The 20463-nt window shown below is 60.7% G+C and carries 22 protein-coding genes and 1 tRNA gene; 9 read left to right on the plus strand and 14 right to left on the minus strand.

Annotated elements, in window-relative coordinates:
• The first annotated feature begins 157 nt into the window (after window positions 1-157).
• A complete protein-coding gene (locus tag C495_RS02145; RefSeq protein WP_008159583.1) occupies window positions 158-379 on the plus strand; it encodes a hypothetical protein in 222 nt (73 codons plus the stop codon).
• Between the two features lie 57 nt (window positions 380-436).
• On the opposite strand, the gene phoU is transcribed toward C495_RS02145, so the two are convergent.
• The 6 genes from phoU to C495_RS02175 all read right to left on the minus strand — a co-directional run bounded on the left by phoU (window position 437) and on the right by C495_RS02175 (window position 7002).
• Entirely contained in the window at window positions 437-1108 is a 672-nt protein-coding gene (gene phoU, locus C495_RS02150) for a phosphate signaling complex protein PhoU (protein WP_008159585.1), read from the minus strand.
• Between the two features lie 175 nt (window positions 1109-1283).
• Window positions 1284-2147, minus strand: coding sequence for a phosphate ABC transporter ATP-binding protein PstB (gene pstB, locus C495_RS02155; RefSeq protein ID WP_008159587.1), 864 nt, complete (start codon window positions 2145-2147; stop codon window positions 1284-1286).
• A gap of 231 nt (window positions 2148-2378) precedes the next feature.
• A complete protein-coding gene (locus C495_RS02160) occupies window positions 2379-4082 on the minus strand; it encodes a sensor histidine kinase (protein WP_008159589.1) in 1704 nt (567 codons plus the stop codon).
• 69 nt (window positions 4083-4151) lie between these two features.
• Complete coding sequence (gene pstA / locus C495_RS02165; RefSeq protein ID WP_008159591.1) at window positions 4152-5054, minus strand: phosphate ABC transporter permease PstA; 903 nt, start codon at window positions 5052-5054, stop codon at window positions 4152-4154.
• On the minus strand, window positions 5051-5971 hold the full coding sequence (gene pstC / locus C495_RS02170; RefSeq protein WP_008159593.1) for a phosphate ABC transporter permease subunit PstC: 921 nt from the start codon (window positions 5969-5971) through the stop codon (window positions 5051-5053). The genes pstA and pstC overlap by 4 nt, the downstream gene beginning before the upstream one ends.
• Window positions 5968-7002: a PstS family phosphate ABC transporter substrate-binding protein gene (locus tag C495_RS02175; RefSeq protein WP_008159595.1), complete on the minus strand. Its 1035-nt coding sequence runs from the start codon at window positions 7000-7002 to the stop codon at window positions 5968-5970. Before C495_RS02175 ends, pstC begins: the two co-directional genes overlap by 4 nt.
• A 194-nt stretch (window positions 7003-7196) precedes the next feature.
• On the opposite strand from C495_RS02175, the gene C495_RS02180 reads away from it, so the two are divergent.
• Window positions 7197-8192 carry a phosphate uptake regulator PhoU gene (locus C495_RS02180; RefSeq protein WP_008159598.1) on the plus strand — a complete coding sequence of 332 codons (996 nt, stop codon included), beginning with the start codon at window positions 7197-7199 and terminating at the stop codon, window positions 8190-8192.
• 88 nt (window positions 8193-8280) lie between these two features.
• On the opposite strand, the gene C495_RS02185 is transcribed toward C495_RS02180, so the two are convergent.
• Window positions 8281-8652 carry a 30S ribosomal protein S8e gene (locus C495_RS02185; protein WP_008159600.1) on the minus strand — a complete coding sequence of 124 codons (372 nt, stop codon included), beginning with the start codon at window positions 8650-8652 and terminating at the stop codon, window positions 8281-8283.
• A 230-nt stretch (window positions 8653-8882) separates the two neighbouring features.
• Here C495_RS02185 and C495_RS17810 point away from each other — a divergent pair, with 230 nt between their 5' ends.
• Window positions 8883-9029 (plus strand): hypothetical protein, encoded by a 147-nt coding sequence (locus C495_RS17810; protein WP_161605549.1) that lies wholly within the window; start codon window positions 8883-8885, stop codon window positions 9027-9029.
• A gap of 2 nt (window positions 9030-9031) precedes the next feature.
• Window positions 9032-10531 carry a right-handed parallel beta-helix repeat-containing protein gene (locus C495_RS02190; protein ID WP_008159601.1) on the plus strand — a complete coding sequence of 500 codons (1500 nt, stop codon included), beginning with the start codon at window positions 9032-9034 and terminating at the stop codon, window positions 10529-10531.
• A 5-nt stretch (window positions 10532-10536) separates the two neighbouring features.
• Here C495_RS02190 and C495_RS02195 read toward each other — a convergent pair whose 3' ends face one another.
• Window positions 10537-12792 carry an NADP-dependent malic enzyme gene (locus C495_RS02195; protein WP_008159603.1) on the minus strand — a complete coding sequence of 752 codons (2256 nt, stop codon included), beginning with the start codon at window positions 12790-12792 and terminating at the stop codon, window positions 10537-10539.
• A gap of 150 nt (window positions 12793-12942) precedes the next feature.
• Between C495_RS02195 and C495_RS02200 the strand changes: the two genes are divergently transcribed.
• Entirely contained in the window at window positions 12943-13428 is a 486-nt protein-coding gene (locus C495_RS02200; protein ID WP_008159605.1) for a phosphopantetheine adenylyltransferase, read from the plus strand.
• Window positions 13429-13539: 111 nt separating this feature from the next.
• On the opposite strand, the gene C495_RS02205 is transcribed toward C495_RS02200, so the two are convergent.
• Window positions 13540-13848, minus strand: a complete 309-nt coding sequence (locus tag C495_RS02205) for a transcription initiation factor IIB family protein (RefSeq protein WP_008159606.1) — start codon at window positions 13846-13848, stop codon at window positions 13540-13542.
• Window positions 13849-14107: 259 nt separating this feature from the next.
• Between C495_RS02205 and C495_RS18020 the strand changes: the two genes are divergently transcribed.
• The 4 genes from C495_RS18020 (at window position 14108) to C495_RS02225 (ending at window position 16312) form a co-directional block, all read left to right on the plus strand.
• Window positions 14108-14281, plus strand: a complete 174-nt coding sequence (locus C495_RS18020) for a hypothetical protein (protein ID WP_169330513.1) — start codon at window positions 14108-14110, stop codon at window positions 14279-14281.
• A 46-nt stretch (window positions 14282-14327) separates the two neighbouring features.
• Window positions 14328-14412: transfer RNA gene (locus C495_RS02210), tRNA-Leu, on the plus strand.
• A gap of 321 nt (window positions 14413-14733) precedes the next feature.
• Window positions 14734-15546, plus strand: coding sequence for a diadenylate cyclase DacZ (gene dacZ, locus C495_RS02220; RefSeq protein ID WP_008159608.1), 813 nt, complete (start codon window positions 14734-14736; stop codon window positions 15544-15546).
• Window position 15547: 1 nt separating this feature from the next.
• A complete protein-coding gene (locus C495_RS02225) occupies window positions 15548-16312 on the plus strand; it encodes a mechanosensitive ion channel domain-containing protein (RefSeq protein ID WP_008159609.1) in 765 nt (254 codons plus the stop codon).
• Between the two features lie 8 nt (window positions 16313-16320).
• Here the strand turns inward: C495_RS02225 and C495_RS02230 are convergent, their stop codons facing one another.
• The 5 genes from C495_RS02230 to C495_RS02250 form a co-directional block, all read right to left on the minus strand.
• Entirely contained in the window at window positions 16321-17145 is an 825-nt protein-coding gene (locus C495_RS02230) for a nucleoside phosphorylase (protein ID WP_008159610.1), read from the minus strand.
• A 282-nt stretch (window positions 17146-17427) separates the two neighbouring features.
• On the minus strand, window positions 17428-17649 hold the full coding sequence (locus C495_RS02235; RefSeq protein WP_008159611.1) for a hypothetical protein: 222 nt from the start codon (window positions 17647-17649) through the stop codon (window positions 17428-17430).
• Window positions 17649-19436, minus strand: coding sequence for a b(o/a)3-type cytochrome-c oxidase subunit 1 (locus C495_RS02240; protein ID WP_008159612.1), 1788 nt, complete (start codon window positions 19434-19436; stop codon window positions 17649-17651). Before C495_RS02240 ends, C495_RS02235 begins: the two co-directional genes overlap by 1 nt.
• Window positions 19429-20226 (minus strand): cytochrome c oxidase subunit II, encoded by a 798-nt coding sequence (locus C495_RS02245; protein ID WP_008159613.1) that lies wholly within the window; start codon window positions 20224-20226, stop codon window positions 19429-19431. The genes C495_RS02240 and C495_RS02245 overlap by 8 nt, the downstream gene beginning before the upstream one ends.
• Entirely contained in the window at window positions 20226-20420 is a 195-nt protein-coding gene (locus C495_RS02250) for a hypothetical protein (RefSeq protein ID WP_008159615.1), read from the minus strand. Before C495_RS02250 ends, C495_RS02245 begins: the two co-directional genes overlap by 1 nt.
• Between the last annotated feature and the right edge of the window lie 43 nt (window positions 20421-20463).

The raw sequence follows: 20463 nt of genomic DNA on the forward strand, positions 1-20463 counted from the left end.
TCGAGTGTCGTACACAACGCTATTGCTCGATTGGAGACCGGCCTTCGTGGTTGCTACTAGTACCATGTTTAACGGGCACGCAAGTGATGGGGAGTCCACCATTCGTTTCGAGAACCGCCGTTGGCGTATGGATCATGACTAGTTATCCCGTCGGTGGGTGCTCCAGCTAGCAGGTGCCACCGCGGAAACGACGGGCGTCACAGGGTGTCCAGACGGGGACGAGGAAGACGATGCCGAGCCCGAAAACGGAAAGGCAGAGTCCGAAAACGGTAACGGCGAAGTGATCGATCCCGACGAGGAGATCGAACTCGAGACCGGGAATAGCGAGGACGAGGAGAACGGTGACGAAGAGGAAAACGGCGAGGACGAAGATGCATGAGGAACCGACCGATCGACTGCTGTTTGACGGCCCATCAAGCGACCTCGAGCGCAGTGATCAGTAAATAAGTTCGTCGTCGTTTTCGACCATGTACAGCGTCCGTGCGGCGATGTTCACCGCGTGGTCACCGACGCGCTCTAAGTCACGGATCGTCAACAGCAGCCGCGACACGTCCTGAAGCAGCGCTTCCACTTCAGCAGGGGACTCGAGTTCGCGCTCGATCAGGTCCCGGACGACGATTTCGCTCGCTCGTTCGGCGAAGTGGTCGAGGTCGTCATCACGGTCGGCGAGTTCTCTGCAGGCGTCGGTGTCTTCGGTATCGTACGCCATCATCGCGTCTTCGATCATTGCCAGCGTCAGGTCGCCCATCTCCTGGACGTCGACGTCGGGAAAGAGATCCTCTTTGGCGTTGAGGGTATAATCGCCCAGATTAACCGCGAGATCGGCAATCCGCTCGAGGTCGGTGATAATCTTGAACGAGGCGGCGATAAACCGGAGGTCGCTTGCGACTGGCTGTTGGAGTGCGAGCAGTTCGATACAGTCTTGCTCCAGATCGAGATACATCCGGTTGATCTCGCCGTCGCCCTCGATCACTTCGCGGGCAAGTGCATCGTCTTTTTGCTCTAGAGCATCCAGCCCCATCCGCATCCGCTCCATGACAACTTCACTCATATAGAGGATATCCTCACGAAGCTCCGTGAGTTTCTCCTGATACGATTTTCGAGCCATACTCCAGAAAGCTTGCCCGACAGTCATTAGACTTGTGCTCAATCGAGACACCGCAGTGACCGGTTAGAGCAGCGGTGACACACTCGAGTCCGACAGTATGAACGTCGATGACTGCGCTCTCGACGCGGAGATGAGAACGCGACGATATTCGTATCGAACGGCCGAGAAAAGCGCGTTATCCGAACTTGCCGGTGATGTAGTCCTCGACGCGGTCGCTCTCGGGGTTCTCGAAGATCTTGTTCGTGTCGTCGAACTCGACGAGATGCCCGCCCGTGAGGAAGACCGCAGTTTTGTCCGAGATGCGGGCCGCCTGTTGCATGTTGTGGGTGACGATGACGACCGTATACTCCTCGGAGAGCTCCTCGACTAAGTCCTCGATCTTCGAGGTCGCCACGGGGTCGAGCGCCGACGCTGGCTCGTCCATCAGGATGACTTCCGGATCGGGCGCGATCGCGCGAGCGATACAGAGGCGCTGTTGTTGGCCACCAGAGAGATCCAGTCCGGACGAGTCGAGTTGGTCTTCGACTTCGTCCAGCAGGGCTGCTCGCTCGAGTGCGGTCCGAACTTTCGCATCGACATCGCCGTCGTCTTTGCCCTGTACGCGGAGCCCGTAGGCGACGTTATCGCGAATCGATTTCGGGAACGGGTTCGGTTTCTGGAACACCATGCCGATCTTCCGTCGCAAGGCGACGGGGTCGACATCATCGTCGTAGACGTTCTTGCCGTGGAAGCGAAGATCACCCTCGACACGAGCGATGTCGATGAGATCGTTCATCCGGTTGATCGAGCGCAGGAACGTCGATTTGCCACAGCCCGAGGGGCCAATGAGTGCGGTCACCTTTCGCTCGGGGATGTCCATGTCGATTCCGTGGAGTGCCTGATCGTCACCGTAGAACACGTCGAGACCACGGGACTCGATGACGGCATCGTCGACTCGCGGCGAGCCGAGTGGGGCGTTGTCGGTCATCGTCGCGTCCGAACGGGAGCCGGATGATTCGGGCGTCGATACGGTTCGTGAGCCGCCACCGTTCGTGGTCATATGAGGTAGTTGAATCTTGGGACTCACGCAGTTACTTGTTGCGAAACGGACGCCCGACCGGTTGACACCGTATCCGGGCCGATGCGTGAGTGCCTTGGGAAACGTAGGTGACTGGCCGGATAAATAGGATACTATGACGCCTCTATTGAGGGTCTGTCTGCTAAATAGCACTATATAGATTTGGCTGCTGGTTGTGAGTGCAGTCCGTCGCTGGTGGTCGTGGCCGACGTGTCACATGCCGGCGTCAGTCTCGTCGATCGACTCCGGGTTTGGGGCTCGTGGGAACTCGAGAACGATCGTCGCCCCATCGCTCGTCTCGGCTTCGTGCTGGGACCCGTCGGCATCGGATCGATCGACAGCGTCAGTAGCGCCCGAATCGGTCGACGGGATCAACAGTCGACCATCGTACCGGCGGACGATCCAGTCGACCAGCCACAGTCCGATGCCGCCGGTGTGTGTCACCTGTGAGATCGAACGGGTACCCGTGATGATCGCTGCCTCGTCGTCCGGGATTCCGGGACCGTCATCATGGATTCGAATCCGGACGTGGTCGGTCGTCGTCTCCACGGTAACGGCCACGGTCGGCTCCGGACCGGCGTGGCTGGCGGCGTTGGCGAGCAGTTCGTCGACTGCAGCCTCGACTTCCGGCCCGCAGGCCGCGATCGCGTGGGCAGGTGCCGTCACGGAGATATCGGCGTTCGTTCCGTCGTCCTCGGTTGTAAACTCAGCGACCCGGTCGCGAACCACGGCCGCAAGGTCCGTTTGCGGCACGGGTTCGCCGACTGGGTCGAGCAGGTCCTCGGTCATCCGTGCCCTGTCGGCCAACTCGAGCAGTTCTGTCGTCACCAGTTGGATCTCGCGGGCCGACTCCCGGTCGTCGCCGTCGAGTTTCGACTCGAGATCCGTGGCTCGGCCCGCGATGATGTTGAGCGTGTTCCGGAGGTTGTGTCGCAGGATTCGATTCAAGACGAGTAACATCTGTTCGCGGTGAGCCAGCGTGCCCGCGAGCCGATCGAGGGCGCCGTCGATCCGTTGCCACTCCGCCGGTCCCTCGAGAGATGGGCCGGCGTCGTACTCCCGTCGCTCGAGCGCTCGTACGCGGTCGACGAGGAGGCCGATGTGGCGAATCTTCGATCTGTACACCCAGCCGCCAAAGATCATGATCGAGCCGAGCAAGGCGGCCGCCGAAACGATCTGAAAGAGGACGAGTCGATTGATTCGTGCGTCGACAGCCGCCTGATCACGGTGGGCCGTGACCGTCCAGTCGACGACCTCGAGTGAGACGCTGTGGGAAACGGTGTCGTCGAACCGATCCGCAGTCGTATACAGTGTCCACGAATCCGATTCGACAGTAATCGCGTCTCGGTTATCCGTGCCGGCCAGCGAATCGAAGAGCCCGGTTTCCTCGAGATGGTAGGCCCCGTTGATCGTGCCGACGACCTCGCCGTCTTCGACGAGCGGAGCACTGATGACGACGATCGTGTTCCCCGTCTGTGCGCGAAACGGGTCGCTAATGTACTGTTCGCCATCGAGTGCAGCCCTGACGTACGCTTGCTCGCTCAGGTCGGTTCCAACGATCGGCTCGGTCTCGTGTGGCTGTCTCGTCGTCGTAAACGACCGCACCGTGCCCGTGTCGTCGACGACGGTCGCACCGTCGAACGCCGACGACGAGACGAACGCCTCGAGGGCCTGATCTTGCTGAGCCGTCTCGTGTGCCACGAGGTCCGGGTTGGTCGCAGCGACGGCGACGGTCCGTCGTTGTTCGCTGAGTCGCTCGTCGAGGACCGACGCGGACTGCGCTGCGCGATCGACGACCGACAGCTCGGTGTTCTCGTCGACATCGGCTCGGTGTGCGTCGAACGTCGCCACGAGGACACCGCCGGCTACGAGCACGACGACGAGAAAGGCGATCCCGAACCGATATGCGAGTCTCACTCGAAGACGCCTCGCTCAAAGATAGAGAGAACGCAGTTATTACACTGTCGGAGAGCGCTCAGAAAACGTTCAGCTTCGGGGGTCGTACTTGTTCCGGATCAAGATCGCGACCGCGTTCATCAACAACAGGATCGTCAAGAGCACGACGATCCCAGCGGCAGCGACGTGCTGGAACTCGGGTTCGGGCAGCGTCGCCCACTCGAAGATCATCATCGGCATCGCACTGAACGGTGCCGTGAGGCTGTCGGGAGAGACGAACAGCGACGTTGCCGCGCCGACCATCAGGATCGGTGCCGTTTCGCCGATCGCACGCGACAGCGAGAGGATCGTCCCGGTCATGATTCCCGGCAGCGCCCGTGGCAGGACGACGTCACGAATAACCTGCCACTGGGTCGCGCCGACCCCGTAGGCAGCCTGTCGCTGTGAGTCAGGGACAGAGCGCAACGACTCCTGTGTCGAGACGATGACGATCGGGAGGATCAACAGCGTCAGCGTCAGTGCACCGGCGATGAGACTCGAGCCCAGCTGTATCCCCCGGACGAAAATCGCCAGACCGAGCAGCCCGTAGACGATCGACGGGACGCCCGCGAGGTTCGCGATGTTCGCCTCGATGAACGATTTCAGCTGACTGTCAGCCGCGTACTCCTCGAGGTAGACTGCTGCGCCGACACCGAGGAAGATGGTGAAGACGGCGGTCAGCGCGATGAGGAAGATCGAGCCGACGATCGCAGGATAGATCCCGGCCCCACGGCCATCGGGCAGGAAGTTCTCGACGACCTGCGACGGCGGATACGTCAGGAACTCCCAGGTGACCCAGCCCCACGACTCGTAGATGACGTCGGCGAGCAGGGCGACGAGTGCGACGATGCCGACGAGCGTGGAGGCGAAACAGATCCCGACGAAGACGCGGCCGATCTGTCGCTTCCGTTCGATGTCGTCCGTGCCGTCGGCGAACGGATTGTTCGTGCTCATTGGTACTCCTCCCGGTAGCGCGATTTAACCCATAGGCTGATCATGTTCATCGCCAGTGTCAGTATAAACAGCGTCAGGCCGACAGCGAACAGGCTCTGGTAGCCGATCGAATCGACCGAGACGTCACTGATCCCGATCTGGACCATGTACGCAGTCATCGTCTGGATCGAATCGAGCGGATTCGCCGTGATTTGGGGAGTCATCCCGACGGCGAGTGTCACAGCCATCGTCTCCCCGATCGCCCGCGACAGCGCGAGAATGTAGGATGCGACCACGCCCGACAGCGACGCTGGAACGACGACGTTCGTCGACACCTCGAACTTCGTCGCGCCGAGTCCATAAGCCGCGTTCCGCAGTTCGTCCGGCACCGACGACATCGCGTCTTCGCTCAGACTCGAGACCATCGGGATGATCATGATCCCGACGACGATTGCCCCCGAAGCGGCGTTGAACGTCCCCGTCTGGGGGAACACGAACTGGATCACCGGCGTAATAAACGACAGGGCGAAGAAGCCGTAGACGATCGTTGGGATACCCGCAAGGATCTCGAGTGTCGGCTTGATGACCTTGCGGACCCGTGGCTCTGCGTACTCGCTGAGATAGATCGCCGTGGCTGTGCCGACGGGAATCGCGATGAGCGCCGAGCCAACCGTGATGATCAACGTCCCCCAAACCAGCGGCAACACGCCGTAGCTGTAGGGCTGGATCACCGGCGACCAGTTCGTTCCGGTGAGATATTCGACGATCGAGACGTGTTGGAAGAACTCGATCGAGCCCTGAATGAGGACGAGGATGATTCCAAGCGTCGTCAACACCGTGACGAGCGCACAGGAGAAGAAGACGTACTTGATGAAACCGTTCTTTCGGTCGTCGATACTACTCCCACCTGTAGTAATCGTTGTGTCGGCCTGACTCATGCTGTCGCCTCGTCGATCGCGTCCTCGAGTTCCTGCCGGCTGTCCTCGACCTGCTCGCTGGGAATTGCGTAGTACCCCACTCGGCGGGCAGCCCACTCGGTCCAGGTCAGTGTCTCTCCAGATTCGACGATGTCGGCGTCCGTCGCCTCGCCGTCGATCTCCTCGAAATAAAAGCGAGCGAACGCACGCACTTCCTCGCGTTCGAACGCGTCCGTCCGGAAGTAGGTGTACAACGGTCGCGTCAGTGGCTGATACTCGCCGCTTTCGATCGTCTCTCGATCCGGCTTGACACAGCCATCGCCGTTGTCGACGGCGATGAGTTTGAGATCGTCTTCGTTCTCGTAGTAGTAGCCGGCACCACCGAAACCGAGCGTGTACTGCCCACCACGGACGCCGCGGACGATCACGTTCGTGTCCGCACTCGCGGAGTAGTCGGATCTGATGTTCCCGATATCGCCGTTGATCTCCTCGGTGAAGTAGTCGAACGTCCCTGAGGCGGGATCACGGCCGTAGAGGTCGATTTCCTCGTCGGGCCACTCATCGCGGACGTCACTCCAGGTCTCGACGTCCGACCCTGACTCCCAGATCTGCTGGAGTTCCTCGACGGTGAGACAGTCACACCAGTCGTTGTCCGGATTGGCGAAGACGGCCAGTCCGTCGAGTGCCGTCTCGAGTCCGATGTAGTCGATCCCGTTCGACTCACAGAGCGTCTGTTCGTCCTCGAGGATCGGGCGACTCGCGTTCTGTGCGTGGGTATCCCCGTTACAGAAGCGCTGAAACCCCGCGCCCGTACCCGAACCACGAACCGGAATGATGACGCGGTTGTTTCGCCACTGGAACTCCTCTGAGACCACGGCTCCGTGGGGCAACACCGTGTTGCTGCCGTCCATCCGAATCTCCCCTTCGAGCCCGCTGTCCTCACCTCGGACGAGACAGCCTGCAAGTCCCATCAGGCCAGCACTGGCGGTGCCGAGTAGAACACGACGGCGAGAAATCGTGCCGTCTGAACCGGATTTCGGTTCGTTACCCATCATAGTACTCTATAGCAGATTCCATCTAAATACCCTGCTATGTTATCTATATACTTCTATGTTTGTGGGGCACTGTCGCAGTCGATCATTCGGTTACGACCGCCTCAAATGCTGTCGGCTGACACCAGACGGCCGGACTGATCCCCTCTATAGAGGAAGACGGATTTATAGGTATCCGATCGAAACTGGATCGTATGGAGACGCGCAAGGTCCAGGTAACAGGCGGGTCAACGTATACTGTTTCACTTCCGAAATCCTGGGCGACCGAAAACGGCGTCAGCGCCGGGACGATCGTCGAGTTTTATCCTGAAAACGATTCCCTCCTGTTGACGCCACAGAGCGAGTCAGACCGACAGGAAGGCACACTCGAGATCACGGATCTCGAGGGCGAACGACTTACCCGGGCCGTGATGACGATGTACGTCAGCGGCTTCGACATCATCCGTCTCGAGGCGAGCCGGATCACGACCGGCCAGCGCAGCGCAATCCGGAGTGCAACCCAGAGCCTCGTCGGCGTCGAAGTGCTCTCGGAGACGACCGATAGCGTCGTTATTCAAGATCTACTCGACTCCTCTGAGCTGTCGATCGTCAACGCCGTCTCGCGGATGCGCCTGATCGCTCGGTCGATGCTCGAGGACGCTGTCACCGCGCTCATCGAGAACGATGACGATATCGCGACAGATGTCATCGAGCGCGACGACGACGTCGACCGACTCTGGCTGGTCGTGTCACGGATCTTCCGGGCGACGCTGCGTTCACCACGGGCTGCCGAAGAGCTCGGCGTGCCCAGAGAGGACTGTTTCGACTACCACTCGAGTGCGCGCCAACTCGAGCGCGTCGCAGACCACGCGGCCAAAATCAGCAATCTCGCGCTCAAACTCGACGACATCCCCGACGACGTCGCTGACGCGCTCGTCGACCTTCATGCGGACGCGTCGGACGTCCTCGAGAAGTCGATGGATGCACTGGTTGCCGACGATTCCGAGGAGGCGAACCGATTGGGACACGCCGCTCGCGAAGCCGTCCTCGAAATCGACGAACACACCCGGCTGATCGACGACATGCTCCGGAGACTCGATCCGGTCCAAGCCCAGTCGCTTGGCCTGATCGTCGACTCGCTCTCTCGCAGTGCCGATTACGGCGGCAACATCGCTGAGACGGCGCTGCAGAAGGCTGCCCCACGGCCATAGCCGCCGACTTCGGGTTTCGGTTCGACGACGCTCGTCGACAGCAGTGGCTATCGGAACTGAAAACAGCAGGAGCTCAGTCGTGCTGCAGTTACTCGAGGAGAACGGCGTTGACCTGCCCGGTCTGGCCGGGGCGGGACATGACGCGTGCCTGACCTTCGGACGTCTCGATGACGGCGCCTTTCGTGATGATGTTTCGGCGGACGTAGTTGGGGTTGGCGTCGTTCTCGACGACGTCTTCGATATCGGCGGAGACCGTCTCCGCACCTTTGTTGACGCTCGCGACGTTCGTCGCAAGCGCGCGAACTTTCGTTTCGTTGCCTCGAGCGTCGACGGCACGGAAGCGTGGCTCGCCGACCTGCGTCTCGGTTGGCAGGCGACCGAGTTCGTCTTTACGGCGTTTGCGTACGTTCTTCAGTCGGCCACCGGTTCGCTTTCGCGTAGAGCGTCCCTGGTTTTGCATACTCGATCAAACTGCTGGCGTATACTTGAATCCACTGCTATGCGCTTTTCTGGTGAGTGGGCGTGCTGTGCGCTCTCACTCCAGTTCATCCGTCTTCGACCGAACAGTACGCGTGGCCCGGTTCGTCCAACGTCGTCTCCTGATCGTCACCGTCACGGGTGCAACGAGGGTGGTGTCCGCTCCCGCGGTCGAAGCAGTATTTTTATACAACGGTATGACAGTCTGTGAGTATGACACATTCAGGCCCCCGGCGACGGGACGTTCTCGTCGCGGTCTCGAGCACCTCCCTCCTACTGGCAGGCTGTACGGAAAGCGATGCGTCGACGTCAGGCTACGGAACCGCCTACGGGCGCGGATACGGGTCCGGAGGCGAGTAGTCGTGGGCGACCGAACGCCACGACTCGGACTGGGAACGTTCGAGGAAGGCGAAGCGTGGGACCACACCGACACGGTCGAAGCCGTCGACGAGCACGCGATCGTTCGGGGACCGATCGCCGACCGGCCGGCGTCGGGCGAGTACGACGACGAACTGTACCATGCGACCGATCAGGGGATCACCTGGCGCTGGGATGTCTCGAGCGAGGACTGGGTCTATTTCGGCGGGCAAGGGTGTTCGGACCAGCCCGTGCCGGGAACGAGTCACTTCGACGCGGCACAACTCGTCCACGCGCGTACCGCGGAGACCCCGGTCTGGAACGTCGAGGCCCACGGGATCGAAGGCGACGGCAAGACCGAGGTCGGCCAAGACCTCCACGAACTCCTCACGAAAGTCGAATCGGCCGGCGGCGGAATCGTCTACGTCCCGCCCGGCCGGTATCTCCTCGAACGGACGCCGCTGATCGGCGACGACACGATCTTGCTGGGTGCGGGTCGCGCGACGGTTCTCGAAGGGACGCGCCCCGACGGCGGGGAAGGCCGAGCACTCCTCTCCAACAGGGGCTACGACACGGTCGGGTACGGTGGCGCATCGAACTGGGGAGTCTGTAACGTCCGCATCGATTCGCCGTCGTCGAACGGGATCATGCCTGCCCACGCCGAGAACGTCCGGCTCGAAAACGTCTACGGCGACCGCATCTACTATCACCACATCGACGTCGTGTCGTCCAAAAACGTCGTTATCGACGGCTACTGGGCGACTCGAGGCGGCGACGGCGGGTCGGATGCACCGATCCAGTTCGACAACCAGACCTCGGAGATCGCATCGAACAGCGTCTGGAACGGAACCGACGAGTTACTGTCCGGGAGCGATGGGACCCCGACACGGAACTGTACCCTCAAGAACTTCGAGATCGACCCCGGGAACGGCCCCGACTACGGCGTCCACATACACCGGAACGGGAACGAGTCGATCACGATCAGCGATGGCTACATCACCGGCTGCCTGTCCGCGGCGATCAGGGCCGATACCGGCGACGAGATTGCCGATCTGACGATCGACTCCGTCTCGTGTATCGAGAACGCGAGAGGCATCTCGCTCGGTCAAATCAAAAGCGGCCGGCGAGAGCTGACGATCAACAACGTCACGATCAGAACCGACAATAGAGGGCTGGCCGCCGGATCGGGAATTTATGCGGGCGGGTTCGACGGCGCCGAAATCGCAAACACCATCGTCGACGGCGAGTTCACGAACTCGATCCTCTTCGACGATATGGATGACCTAAAGCTGAGTACTGTCACCGCCACGGGAGCGGACAGTCAGGCGTTCCGGTTCCGGGAGAACGTCGACGCGACCCTGACGACCGCCCGCGCAGCGGACTGTGGCGGCGCGGGCGTCTACTCGGGACCCGGCTGCAGCGTCGCCTACGGTGGCGTCTCGTTCAAGAACGTGGGACGCGAGGTCGTCGTCGCCGGGGAGCTGCGGGAGTGGGCGTCTTCGTAATCGGGCTACTCTTTTTGGGCGTCGACGACGGCCACACCAGCCAGATTGACGATGTCTTTGACCTCGTCGCCTCGCTGGAGGACGTGGACCGGCTCGTCCATGCCGACGAGCATCGGACCGATCGCGTCCGCGCCGCCGAGACGCTGGAGCAGTTTGTAGCCGATGTTCCCTGACTCGAGGTTCGGGAAGACGAGCACGTTCGCCGGCTCATCGAGTTCGGAGAAGCCGTAGGTTCCCTCGAGGATGTCCTCGACGACGGCGGTGTCCGCTTGCATCTCGCCGTCGACGGGGAAGTCGATCTCGGGGTCGTCCTGTAGCATGGCCGCGGCCCGGCGTGGCTTGCGGGTGCCTTCGTTGTTGACGCTGCCGAAGTTCGAGTACGACAACAGTGCGGCGCGTGGCTCGACGTTGAACCGGCGGGCGAGTTTGCCCGTCTGTCGGGTGACCTCTGCGAGGACGTCCTCGTCGGGGTCCTGATTGACCGTCGCGTCGGCCACGAAGATCACGCGGTTTTTGAACGTGAGCATGTAGACGCCGGCCGCGTAGTCGACGTCATCGTCGGTGCCGATCACCTGCAGCGGCGGGCGCAGCGCCGAGGGGTAGTGATGGGAGAGTCCAGTGAGAAGCGCGTCGGCGTCGCCCTGCTCGACCATCACGCTCCCGAAGTAGTTCGAGTCACGTTCGATGAGTTCGCCCGCTTCGGTTCGCGTGACGCCTTTTCGCGCACGCAGTTCGTGCAGGCGGTCGGCGTAGCCTTCGTAGTCGCCGACGGAGGGGTCCGCGACCTGCGGATCGAAGTCGAGGCCGAGATCCGTTGCCGTCTGTCGAATCTCGTGCTCGTCGCCGATCAGGATCGGGAGCGCGATTCCCTGCTCCTGAATCTGGTAGGCTGCCCGGATCATCTTCTCGTTTTCGCCCTCCGCGAGCGCGACCGTCTTGGGGTCGCTTTTCGCCTTGTTGAGGACGACACGCATCATCTCGCGGGATTTGCCCAGTCGGGCCTCGAGTTCCTCCTCGTAGGCCTCGAGGTCGATCTCGGTCCGGGCAGCGCCGGAGTCCATCGCGGCTTCGGCGATCGAAGGGGCCACACGGAAGAGCACGCGGGGGTCAACCGGCTTCGGGATGATGTAGTCGGGGCCGAACTGAAGCGGATCGTCGCCGTAGGCCTTGACGACCGCGTCGGGAACGTCCTGCCGTGCGAGGTCGGCAAGCGCCTCGGCACAGGCGACTTTCATCTCCTCGTTGATCTCCGTCGCGCGGACGTCGAGTGCGCCGCGGAAAATGAACGGGAATCCGAGGACGTTGTTGACCTGATTCGGGTAGTCCGAGCGTCCGGTCGCCATGATGACGTCGTCGTCGCGGGCCGCTTTGGCCTCCTCGTAGCCGATCTCCGGGTCGGGGTTGGCCATCGCGAAGATGATCGGGTTGTCCGCCATCGACGCGACCATCTCCTGAGAGACGATGCCGCCGGCCGAAAGCCCGACGAACACGTCGGCATCCTCCATCGCATCCGCGAGGCTGCCGTCGGAAACGTCACGGGCGAACTGCTGTTTGTACTCGTTGATGTCGCCCGATTCTGCGCGCTCGTCGGTGATGATTCCCGTCGAGTCACACATCGTGATGTTCTCTTTCCGGACGCCAAGCGAGACGTAGAACCGCGCCGTCGCGATGGCACTCGCACCCGCGCCGGAGAACGTAATCTCGAGGTCCTCGAGGTCCTTGCCGGCGACGTCAGCGGCGTTGAGGAGTGCGGCCCCGGAGATGATCGCGGTGCCGTGTTGGTCGTCGTGAAACACCGGGATGTCGAGTTCCTCGCGCAGGCGCTCTTCGACGGTGAAACACTCGGGCGCTTTGATGTCCTCTAAGTTGATGCCGCCAAAGGTTGGCTCCATCATCTTGACGGCTTCGACGAGCTTGTCGGGGTCGGCTTCGTCGAGTTCGATGTCGAAGACGTCGATATCCGCAAAGCGCTTGAACAGGACGCCTTTTCCCTCCATGACGGGTTTCGACGCCTGTGCACCGATGTCTCCCAGTCCGAGCACGGCGGAGCCGTTCGAGACGACCCCGACGAGGTTCCCCTTAGCAGTGTAGGTGTAGGCGTCGGCTTCGTCCTCGTCGATCTCTAAACACGGCGCGGCGACGCCGGGTGAGTACGCAAGCGAGAGGTCACGCTGCGTATTCGTCGGTTTCGTGGTCGAAATCTCGATTTTTCCAGGAGGGTCCGTTCGGTGGTACTCCAATGAATCCTCATCTAGTCCCATACCGTGGACACTGTCGGGGACTACTAAAAACAATGTGAAGGTGACTTTCGTCAATTGTCGACTTTCGGCTGCAGTGGGATCTGCACTCGCGGCGACGAGAGAGTCCATCGATTCGACCGTTTTATACGCACCGCGACAGTGTGGTGGGGTATGGACGTCGCGCTTGGTGGGACGTTCGACCCCGTTCACGATGGCCATCGCCGGCTGTTCGAACGGGCGTTCGAACTCGGGGACGTGACTGTCGGATTGACAAGTGACGACCTCGCACCGAAGACACGACACGTCGAACGGCGTGTGAGATCGTTCGACGAACGCAAAGCACAACTCGAGACGGAACTCGAGCCACTCGCCGCTGAACAGGACCGTGAGTTCGAGATTCGGCGACTCGACGAACCGACGGGAATCGCGACCGAGCCGCAGTTCGACTATCTGGTCGTTTCGCCGGAGACCCGCGACGGCGGCAAACAGATCAACGACATCCGCCGCGAACGGGGCTACGAGCCGCTCGACGTCGTCGTCGTACCCCACAAACTCGCGGCGGACGGCGATATCATCTCGAGTACCCGAATCGTACACGGCGAGATCGACGAACACGGGGCCGTCCTTGAGGACGACGAATCGGAGAACACACCGTAGCGGTCGGAAGCCGACAGTCGACGGACTGTTACACTCGATTTCGGCTCCGTATCACAGTGTTACTATGGTACAGTGTACCACTTTTGTAAGAAACCGACTGAAACAGTCAGCTTACCACCGTGGTGGCTCGAGTCCCGCCCGTTCAAGCAGGTCCTTCCACCGGGACTGGATCGAAAGCCGCGACACGTCGGCGGCATCGGCGACAGTGCCCTGTGTTCGGCCGTCGCCGGCGACGAGCGACCCGGCGTAGACACTTGCGGCGAGCACCGCTCGTTTCGACCGATCGTCTTCGGGCACATCGGCGAGAAAGAGGTCCACCGCACACGACCGCGCCTCGGTCGACAACTCGAGGCGCTCGGCGACGGTCTCGAGTTCCTCGAGCCACTGTTCGTACTCGATCCGATCCCGAGCGCTGTGCATACACGGGGTATCGTTCCAGTGTGAATAAATCCACAGGGTTGACGCTCTCGTTTCGGTGTCAGTTACTACTGCGATAGCTGATAGTTTCGATGGTCCTGTATTCCAATCCGGTACTACGTGGGGACAACGTTTCGATACAAACGGCTAAACAAATCGGCTGTTCACTGTCAGGATCACTAGGATACGACTACTAAAGCCCTGGTCGACCGACAGTCGAACCGACGCCGAGTGGCCGGCTTCGGTTCACGCGTCCGTGCCCATGAAAGAGCCTACCTGCAAACTCGTCTGTACCGGTTGCGGCCTCGAGATGCCGTACCGGGATCGTTCGCTGGCCGAACAGGCCGCAGAACTCCACCAGCTCCGTGATTCGGAACACGTGACGTTCATCGTGCCACCGGATTGGTCGCCCGAGGAGCCGGTGACGCAGTGCTGACGCGGACCGACAGGTACTTACTCGATTCGTGAAAACTCGAAGACGAGCGCGGGTAGCCAAGCCAGGCCAACGGCGCAGCGCTTAGGACGCTGTCTCGTAGGAGTCCGCCGGTTCGAATCCGGTCCCGCGCATTCTCCGCGAACAATATCGTGAGCGGAGACTTTGGTCAGTGGTTCGAACCCTGGAAACCGAACGAAGTGAGGTTTCCTTCGGTTCGAATCCGGTCCCGCACATGAGCGAACGGAATGAGCGAAGAGCAGGACCGGATTCGCGGCCCAGAGGACGAGCGAAGCGATGTCCTCGCGGTTCGAATCCGGTTCTTGACACGGCCGGAACAGCCACCAGCATCGCTCCCGACCCGACACGCCGTCGCCAGCTCCACCACCACGGAGAGCAGACACACGTCAGACGCTCCACAACGCTTATTCGCGCGGGAACAGCTTGTATGATTAATGGCCGGGTTAGACGACGTGTTCGGGGATCTCTTTCGGAGTGTCGATGCAGTCGTCCTCTTTTCGCCCAGTGGCTCGTACTACGAGCGCTGTTCGGACATCGAGGACCTCGATCTGATCGTCATCGGGACGGAAAACGCCGTCGGTGCGGAGACGTTCGTCGAACTCCCACTCGCGTTCGATGATATCAGAGACCGAATCCGTTTCGGACTCGAGGGCGCGTTAGAACAGGACTTAATCGAGGACGGCGACGAACTCGCCTGTGCGACGAGCGTCTTCAGTGACGGCATCGATACGGTCTCACGGGTCCGTGCAGACGCCGAAACGCATACGGGAATCTACGATCTGTTCGTCAAATCCCGTGCGGAGCCGGAAGTGGTCAAGGCAATCCTCGAGTTGGCGATTGAACTGGGCAAGAAAGGACAGAAAGGCAAGCCCGTCGGAGCGCTGTTCGTCGTCGGCGATGCGGGGAAAGTGATGAACAAATCCCGCCCGCTATCGTACAACCCCTTCGAGAAGTCCCACGTTCACGTCGGCGATCCGATCGTGAACGTCATGTTAAAAGAGTTCTCGCGGCTCGACGGCGCGTTTATCATCTCGGATGCGGGGAAGATCGTCTCGGCGTACCGCTACCTCGAGCCGTCCGCGGAAGGGGTCGATATTCCGAAAGGGCTCGGTGCACGCCACATGGCTGGCGGTGCGATCACGCGGGATACGAACGCGATTGCGATCGTCCTCTCCGAGAGCGACGGGCTCGTCCGGGCGTTTAAAGCCGGTGAGCTCATTCTGGAGGTCGATCCGGAGGCGTACTAATATGGACTGGCAGACCCTCATCGACGAACCAGCCGTCATCGCAGCAGCGGTGTTGGTACTCGGACTCGTCGTCGGCTATCTCGTCGGGCGGCTCAACGAAGAACTCCTGTCTGCATCCGGGGTGCCCGAAGCCGTCGAGGGAACGCCGTTCGAGCGGACCGCACAGTCGATCGGAACGTCGACAGTCGAAATCGTCGCACGATTGAGTTCGTGGTTCATTTACGGCATCGCCGTCCTGACGGCGATTCACATCGCGCAGTTGCTCGATACAGACGCGTTCTGGTTACGGGTGACGGAGTTCATCCCGCAAGTGTTTATCGCTGTTCTCGTACTCATTCTCGGCTTTATTATCGCCGACAAGGCGGAACTGGTCGTCGGCGAATACCTTCGTGGCGTCAAACTCCCCGAGGTCTCGATCATCCCGAAACTGATCAAGTACTCCGTGCTGTACGTGACGCTTATCATCGCACTGGGCCAGATTGGGGTCCACGTACTGGCGCTTTTGATTCTGCTTACGGTGTACGCCGTGGGTGTTGTCGTCGTCGGCACCGTCGCGTTCAAAGAGTTCCTCGTCTCGAGTGCGGCCGGGATCTACTTGCTGCTCAACCAGCCCTACGGAATCGGTGACCGGATCAGGGTCGGCGATCAGACGGGAATCGTTCAGGAAGTCGATCTGTTCGTCACGAAAATCGAAGACGACTCCGAGGAGTATATTGTACCGAATCGAAAGGTGTTCGAGAACGGCATCGTCCGGATTCGAGAGTAGGCGAGGGACTACTCCTCGAGTGAGAGGCCAGCGTGCCAGCGGTCCGCGCCGGCCTCGCGTTTGATCGCGTCCATCTTCGCGAGCAGGTGTGTCGCAAGCGTCGCGGTTTCGGCAGCGCGTGACTCGCCTTCGGTTCGGAACTCGCCGGTCTCTCGGTTGGCATAGACGGTGCAGACGGCTCCCGCACGGAGCCCGTAGACGGTTGCGAGTGTCAGGATTGCACTCGCCTCCATTTCGATGTTTTTGACGTTCGCGGCCTTGAGTTGGTCGACGAGGTCGGCCGATCCGGCGGCTTCGAAGCCCTCGAATCCCGGACGCCCCTGCCCCGCATAGAAGGAATCCGCGCTCATCGTGACGCCAGTGTGATACTCATAGCCGAGTCGCTCTGCTGCGGCGACGAGCGCGCTGACGACCTCGTAGTCGGCCGTGGCGGGATAGTCCGCCCGGACGTACTCCTCGCTCGTCCCCTCCTGTCGAACCGCCCCGGTCGTGATTACGAGATCCCCGACGGCCATCTCGGGCTGGATCGCCCCACAGGAGCCGACTCGGATGAACGTCTCACAGCCAACACGGGCGAGTTCCTCGACGGCGATCGCCGCCGAGGGGCTCCCGATTCCGGTCGACGTCACGGAGATCGGCGTTCCCTCGTACGTTCCCGTCGCAGTCCGGTACTCGCGATGGCGGGCTTTGTTGTCGTGGTCGTCCCAGTGAGCGACGATCGTCTCGAGTCGGTCGGGGTTGCCCGGAAGGAGCACGGTCTCGGCGACGTCGGCGGGCCCGACCTCGAGGTGATACTGTACGTCGGCGTTCGGATTTTCGCTGTCGCCCGTCATCGAGTAGCGGCGATTCGCGCCGGCACCGTATATAAATACGGGGCGACCTGATCGCCGATCTGACTCGCGAGACCGGGATCGGAGCCACTGAGTTACGATCGGACGCGTGTCGAGTACGGGATCGGCCCCATGGAGACAGACGAGTCTGCAGCCGGAACGCAGGACTGTCTCGTTCGAGATGGTCTCGAGTACGGGCGACGAGGCCGATGATCAGCGGTCAGTGCCGACCGCAGACCGTATGCGGGACGTGAAAAAACGATCGAGGCGTGTGTACCGCTCGAGTTACAGCTCCGAGTTCGAGACGTCCCGATCGGACGTCGTCTCGTCGCCGTCTTCGGGCAAGAACGCCCAGAGCAAGAGCCCAGCGGCGATGATTGCGCCGACGAACACCGTTTCGAGGACGCTCAGATGGATATCTGCCCAGGCGAGCACCGTCCGTAACTCGACGAGAATCGGTGCGAGAAACGCCAGCGCAACTAGCAGCCCTGCTTTCGAGATCCGCATTAGTTGATCACCCCCGAGAGCGCGGTCTGTGCGAAGTTACCGGCCGATTCGAGTGCGACAGTTGCGACGTGTTCGACGGCAAACGCGAGGAACGTCACTGACTCGAGGCTAACCGGAAGCGGGGGGATGTCGGGGCCGAAGAGCCCGCCACGGTCGACGATGCTCAACAGCGGAAGCGAGTACGCGAAGATCACGAGCACGATCGCGATCGCGGTCCAGAGTTTGAGGTTGTCGAGCACGCGCGGTGCATCATCGGAGCCGGACAGCGCCTCGGCGTACCCGTTGTCTGGAAGGGTGTCGCTGCGACTGCCGAATGCCGTGCCGATGATGTTGGCAAAGAACAACACCAGCGAGAGGGTGAGCAACACGCCACCCAGTGCGATCTGGGCGTCAAGCTCACCGACAGAGCCGACGGCCGTTTCGAACTCGAAGCCTTCGTACTGTGGTTCGGCAGTCCGGCGTGGCATCCCGATCAATCCGGCGCGGTGCATCGAGTTCGTCATAAACGTCATCCCGATGAACCAGAGGACGACCTGGACCAGCGCGACGGAGCGGTTCCAGAGTTCCTTGCCCGTCACCTGTGGGATGAACCAGTAGGAGACGGCCATAAACGTCAGCGCAACGGCAGTGCCGACGGTGAGGTGGAAGTGACCGACGACCCACAGGGAGTTGTGGACGAGATAGTTGATGTTCATCCCGGCGTTGACCATCCCTGAGAAGCCAGCGGCAGCGAACAGCAGGCCAGCAAGCGCCATCCCGGCGAAAACTGGGTCACGCCATGGAAGGGCTTTGAGCCAGCCGAAGTAGCCCGTGCCGCCGCGCTGGCGGGCACCGTGTTCCATACTGGCGACGACGGTAAACGCCGTCAGCAGGCTTGGTAACAGCAGGAACATCGTATTGGTCATCGCGATGAACTTGAACCCTTCCGAGATCCCGGGGTCGAGATACTGGTGGTGGATCCCCACCGGCGTCGACAGCAACAGGAACAGGACGAACCCGACGCGGGCCAGCGGGTCACTGAACAGTTTCCCACCGGAGAACTTCGGCAGCATGACGTACCACATCATGTACGCCGGCATCAGCCAGAAGTAGACGACTGGATGACCGAAGAACCAGAACAGCGTTCTGGTAAGCAGCGGGTTGACGGTCTCGATCCAGCCGAGCGACCACGGCAGCAAGAAGACGAGAATCGACGTGGCAACGCCCATCGTGGCGATATACCACATGATCATCGTCGTCAGCACCATGAACGTCGGGAGCGGAATTCGCGCGTCGGGGTTTTCTTTCTTCCAAGCCCACCAGGACCGGAACCAGTCAGCCCCGGCGACCCAGGTCCCGACGACGAACAACACGAGACCGAGATAGAACAGGGGATGACCCTGTAGCGGTGCGTAGAACGTAAACAGCACCGCTGCGCTCATGTCGATCGAATCAGTCAAGCCAGCGAGGATCGGCACGGCGGCCATCACCGTTCCGATCGACATCAGTGCAACCCACGCCCAGGTGAATCGGATATCCTCGACTTCCCTGTCGAGACTGGTCGTCACAGCCCAGGTGAATACGCCCACGAGGAAGAAGATCGTGAACGTGATCACCATGAACACACCGTGTGCAGTGAGGACGGAGTAGTAGTTCGCCGAGTCGATAAACCGATAGATATCCGTTCGGTGAAGCGTCTGAATAATTCCGAACACGCCACCGAGTGCGAGTGCGACAAAGGAGCTGTAGAACAGCGCCTTGACTACTTTCGCTTCTGCAGGGAACTGGTCAATGTATGCGTTACTCATCGTTGTTGCCTCCGTCGTTTTCTTCCTCGAGTTCGTCAACCACGGTCAGCGTCCCGCTCTCTTCGTAGTCGTCGACCGTGATCGTCCAGTCGTGGTCGCCCTCACCGAGATCCGACGAGTCGACGGTAAACGTCGTCTCTTCGGTGCTCTCCCCGGCGACGGTGATCTCCTCTTCGACCGTCTCGTCGCCGATCTCGAACGAAGCCGTCGTCTCGAGATCGTCGAGCATGCCGTTTTCGACCGAGACGTTGAACGTCGCCTCGTCGCCGAGTTCGACCTCGTCGTCGGCCTCGACCGAGAGTTCGGTCATGTCGAACTCGTCTTCAGGAACGACATGTAGCTGTCCCTCCATCGTGTGATGGAAATCCCCACAGTACTCGTTACAGACGATCCCGTACTCGCCGGGGTCGTCGAACTCGACCGTCATCGACGAGACTTCCCCGGGGATGACCATCGTGTTAACGTTGGTCCCGACGACGCTGAAGCTGTGAATGACGTCACGGCTTGTCACATAAAAGGTGACTTCACTGTCTGCCGGCACCTCGATCGGATCGGGCCGATACGTGAACGTTTGGGCGATGACGTACGCCTCATACTCGTTTTCACCCACGTGCTCGACGCGAGGTTCGCCGAAGTCTTCATCGAGAGAGCCGGGGTTGACAGTATCTTCACTGTCGTCGATCATCGCGATGCCGAGTCCGACTGACCCGTACGTGATTGTTGCGATGAACCCGACGATCAACAGCAATGCGGCGATCAACCACAGTTTCTCGTAGGAGTGAATGTTCATCAGGCTATCCCCCCAATCAACATCGTCCCGATAACTGTCGGGTCGTTTCCAAGGAACTCAACGAAATACACGAACAACCAGAGGAATACCAGAATAAGAAAGTACAATCCAATCAGTGCGAGTGTTCCGACTGGATCGTACTCATCGTGGCCGATCTCCTGTAGTTGCTCTGACTCTTCTGTCGCCTGACCCATACGCCCGTGTTAGGATAGTTATTGCTTAACAGCTTGATTCATT

Origin of the sequence: Natronorubrum sulfidifaciens JCM 14089, from assembly GCF_000337735.1 — an archaeon.
GTDB classification, from domain to species: Archaea; Halobacteriota; Halobacteria; order Halobacteriales; family Natrialbaceae; genus Natronorubrum; species Natronorubrum sulfidifaciens.

Excerpts from the sequence above, each read along its gene's own strand:
- phoU (WP_008159585.1), bottom strand. The coding sequence starts at position 1,108 with ATGGCTCGAAAATCGTATCAGGAGAAACTCACGGAGCTTCGTGAGGAT.
- pstB (WP_008159587.1), bottom strand. The coding sequence starts at position 2,147 with ATGACCACGAACGGTGGCGGCTCACGAACCGTATCGACGCCCGAATCA.
- pstA (WP_008159591.1), bottom strand. The coding sequence starts at position 5,054 with ATGAGCACGAACAATCCGTTCGCCGACGGCACGGACGACATCGAACGG.
- pstC (WP_008159593.1), bottom strand. The coding sequence starts at position 5,971 with ATGAGTCAGGCCGACACAACGATTACTACAGGTGGGAGTAGTATCGAC.
- C495_RS02175 (WP_008159595.1), bottom strand. The coding sequence starts at position 7,002 with ATGGGTAACGAACCGAAATCCGGTTCAGACGGCACGATTTCTCGCCGT.
- C495_RS02180 (WP_008159598.1), top strand. The coding sequence starts at position 7,197 with ATGGAGACGCGCAAGGTCCAGGTAACAGGCGGGTCAACGTATACTGTT.
- C495_RS02185 (WP_008159600.1), bottom strand. The coding sequence starts at position 8,652 with ATGCAAAACCAGGGACGCTCTACGCGAAAGCGAACCGGTGGCCGACTG.
- C495_RS17810 (WP_161605549.1), top strand. The coding sequence starts at position 8,883 with ATGACACATTCAGGCCCCCGGCGACGGGACGTTCTCGTCGCGGTCTCG.
- C495_RS02195 (WP_008159603.1), bottom strand. The coding sequence starts at position 12,792 with ATGGGACTAGATGAGGATTCATTGGAGTACCACCGAACGGACCCTCCT.
- C495_RS02200 (WP_008159605.1), top strand. The coding sequence starts at position 12,943 with ATGGACGTCGCGCTTGGTGGGACGTTCGACCCCGTTCACGATGGCCAT.
- C495_RS02205 (WP_008159606.1), bottom strand. The coding sequence starts at position 13,848 with ATGCACAGCGCTCGGGATCGGATCGAGTACGAACAGTGGCTCGAGGAA.
- C495_RS18020 (WP_169330513.1), top strand. The coding sequence starts at position 14,108 with ATGAAAGAGCCTACCTGCAAACTCGTCTGTACCGGTTGCGGCCTCGAG.
- dacZ (WP_008159608.1), top strand. The coding sequence starts at position 14,734 with ATGGCCGGGTTAGACGACGTGTTCGGGGATCTCTTTCGGAGTGTCGAT.
- C495_RS02225 (WP_008159609.1), top strand. The coding sequence starts at position 15,548 with ATGGACTGGCAGACCCTCATCGACGAACCAGCCGTCATCGCAGCAGCG.
- C495_RS02230 (WP_008159610.1), bottom strand. The coding sequence starts at position 17,145 with ATGACGGGCGACAGCGAAAATCCGAACGCCGACGTACAGTATCACCTC.
- C495_RS02235 (WP_008159611.1), bottom strand. The coding sequence starts at position 17,649 with ATGCGGATCTCGAAAGCAGGGCTGCTAGTTGCGCTGGCGTTTCTCGCA.
- C495_RS02240 (WP_008159612.1), bottom strand. The coding sequence starts at position 19,436 with ATGAGTAACGCATACATTGACCAGTTCCCTGCAGAAGCGAAAGTAGTC.
- C495_RS02245 (WP_008159613.1), bottom strand. The coding sequence starts at position 20,226 with ATGAACATTCACTCCTACGAGAAACTGTGGTTGATCGCCGCATTGCTG.
- C495_RS02250 (WP_008159615.1), bottom strand. The coding sequence starts at position 20,420 with ATGGGTCAGGCGACAGAAGAGTCAGAGCAACTACAGGAGATCGGCCAC.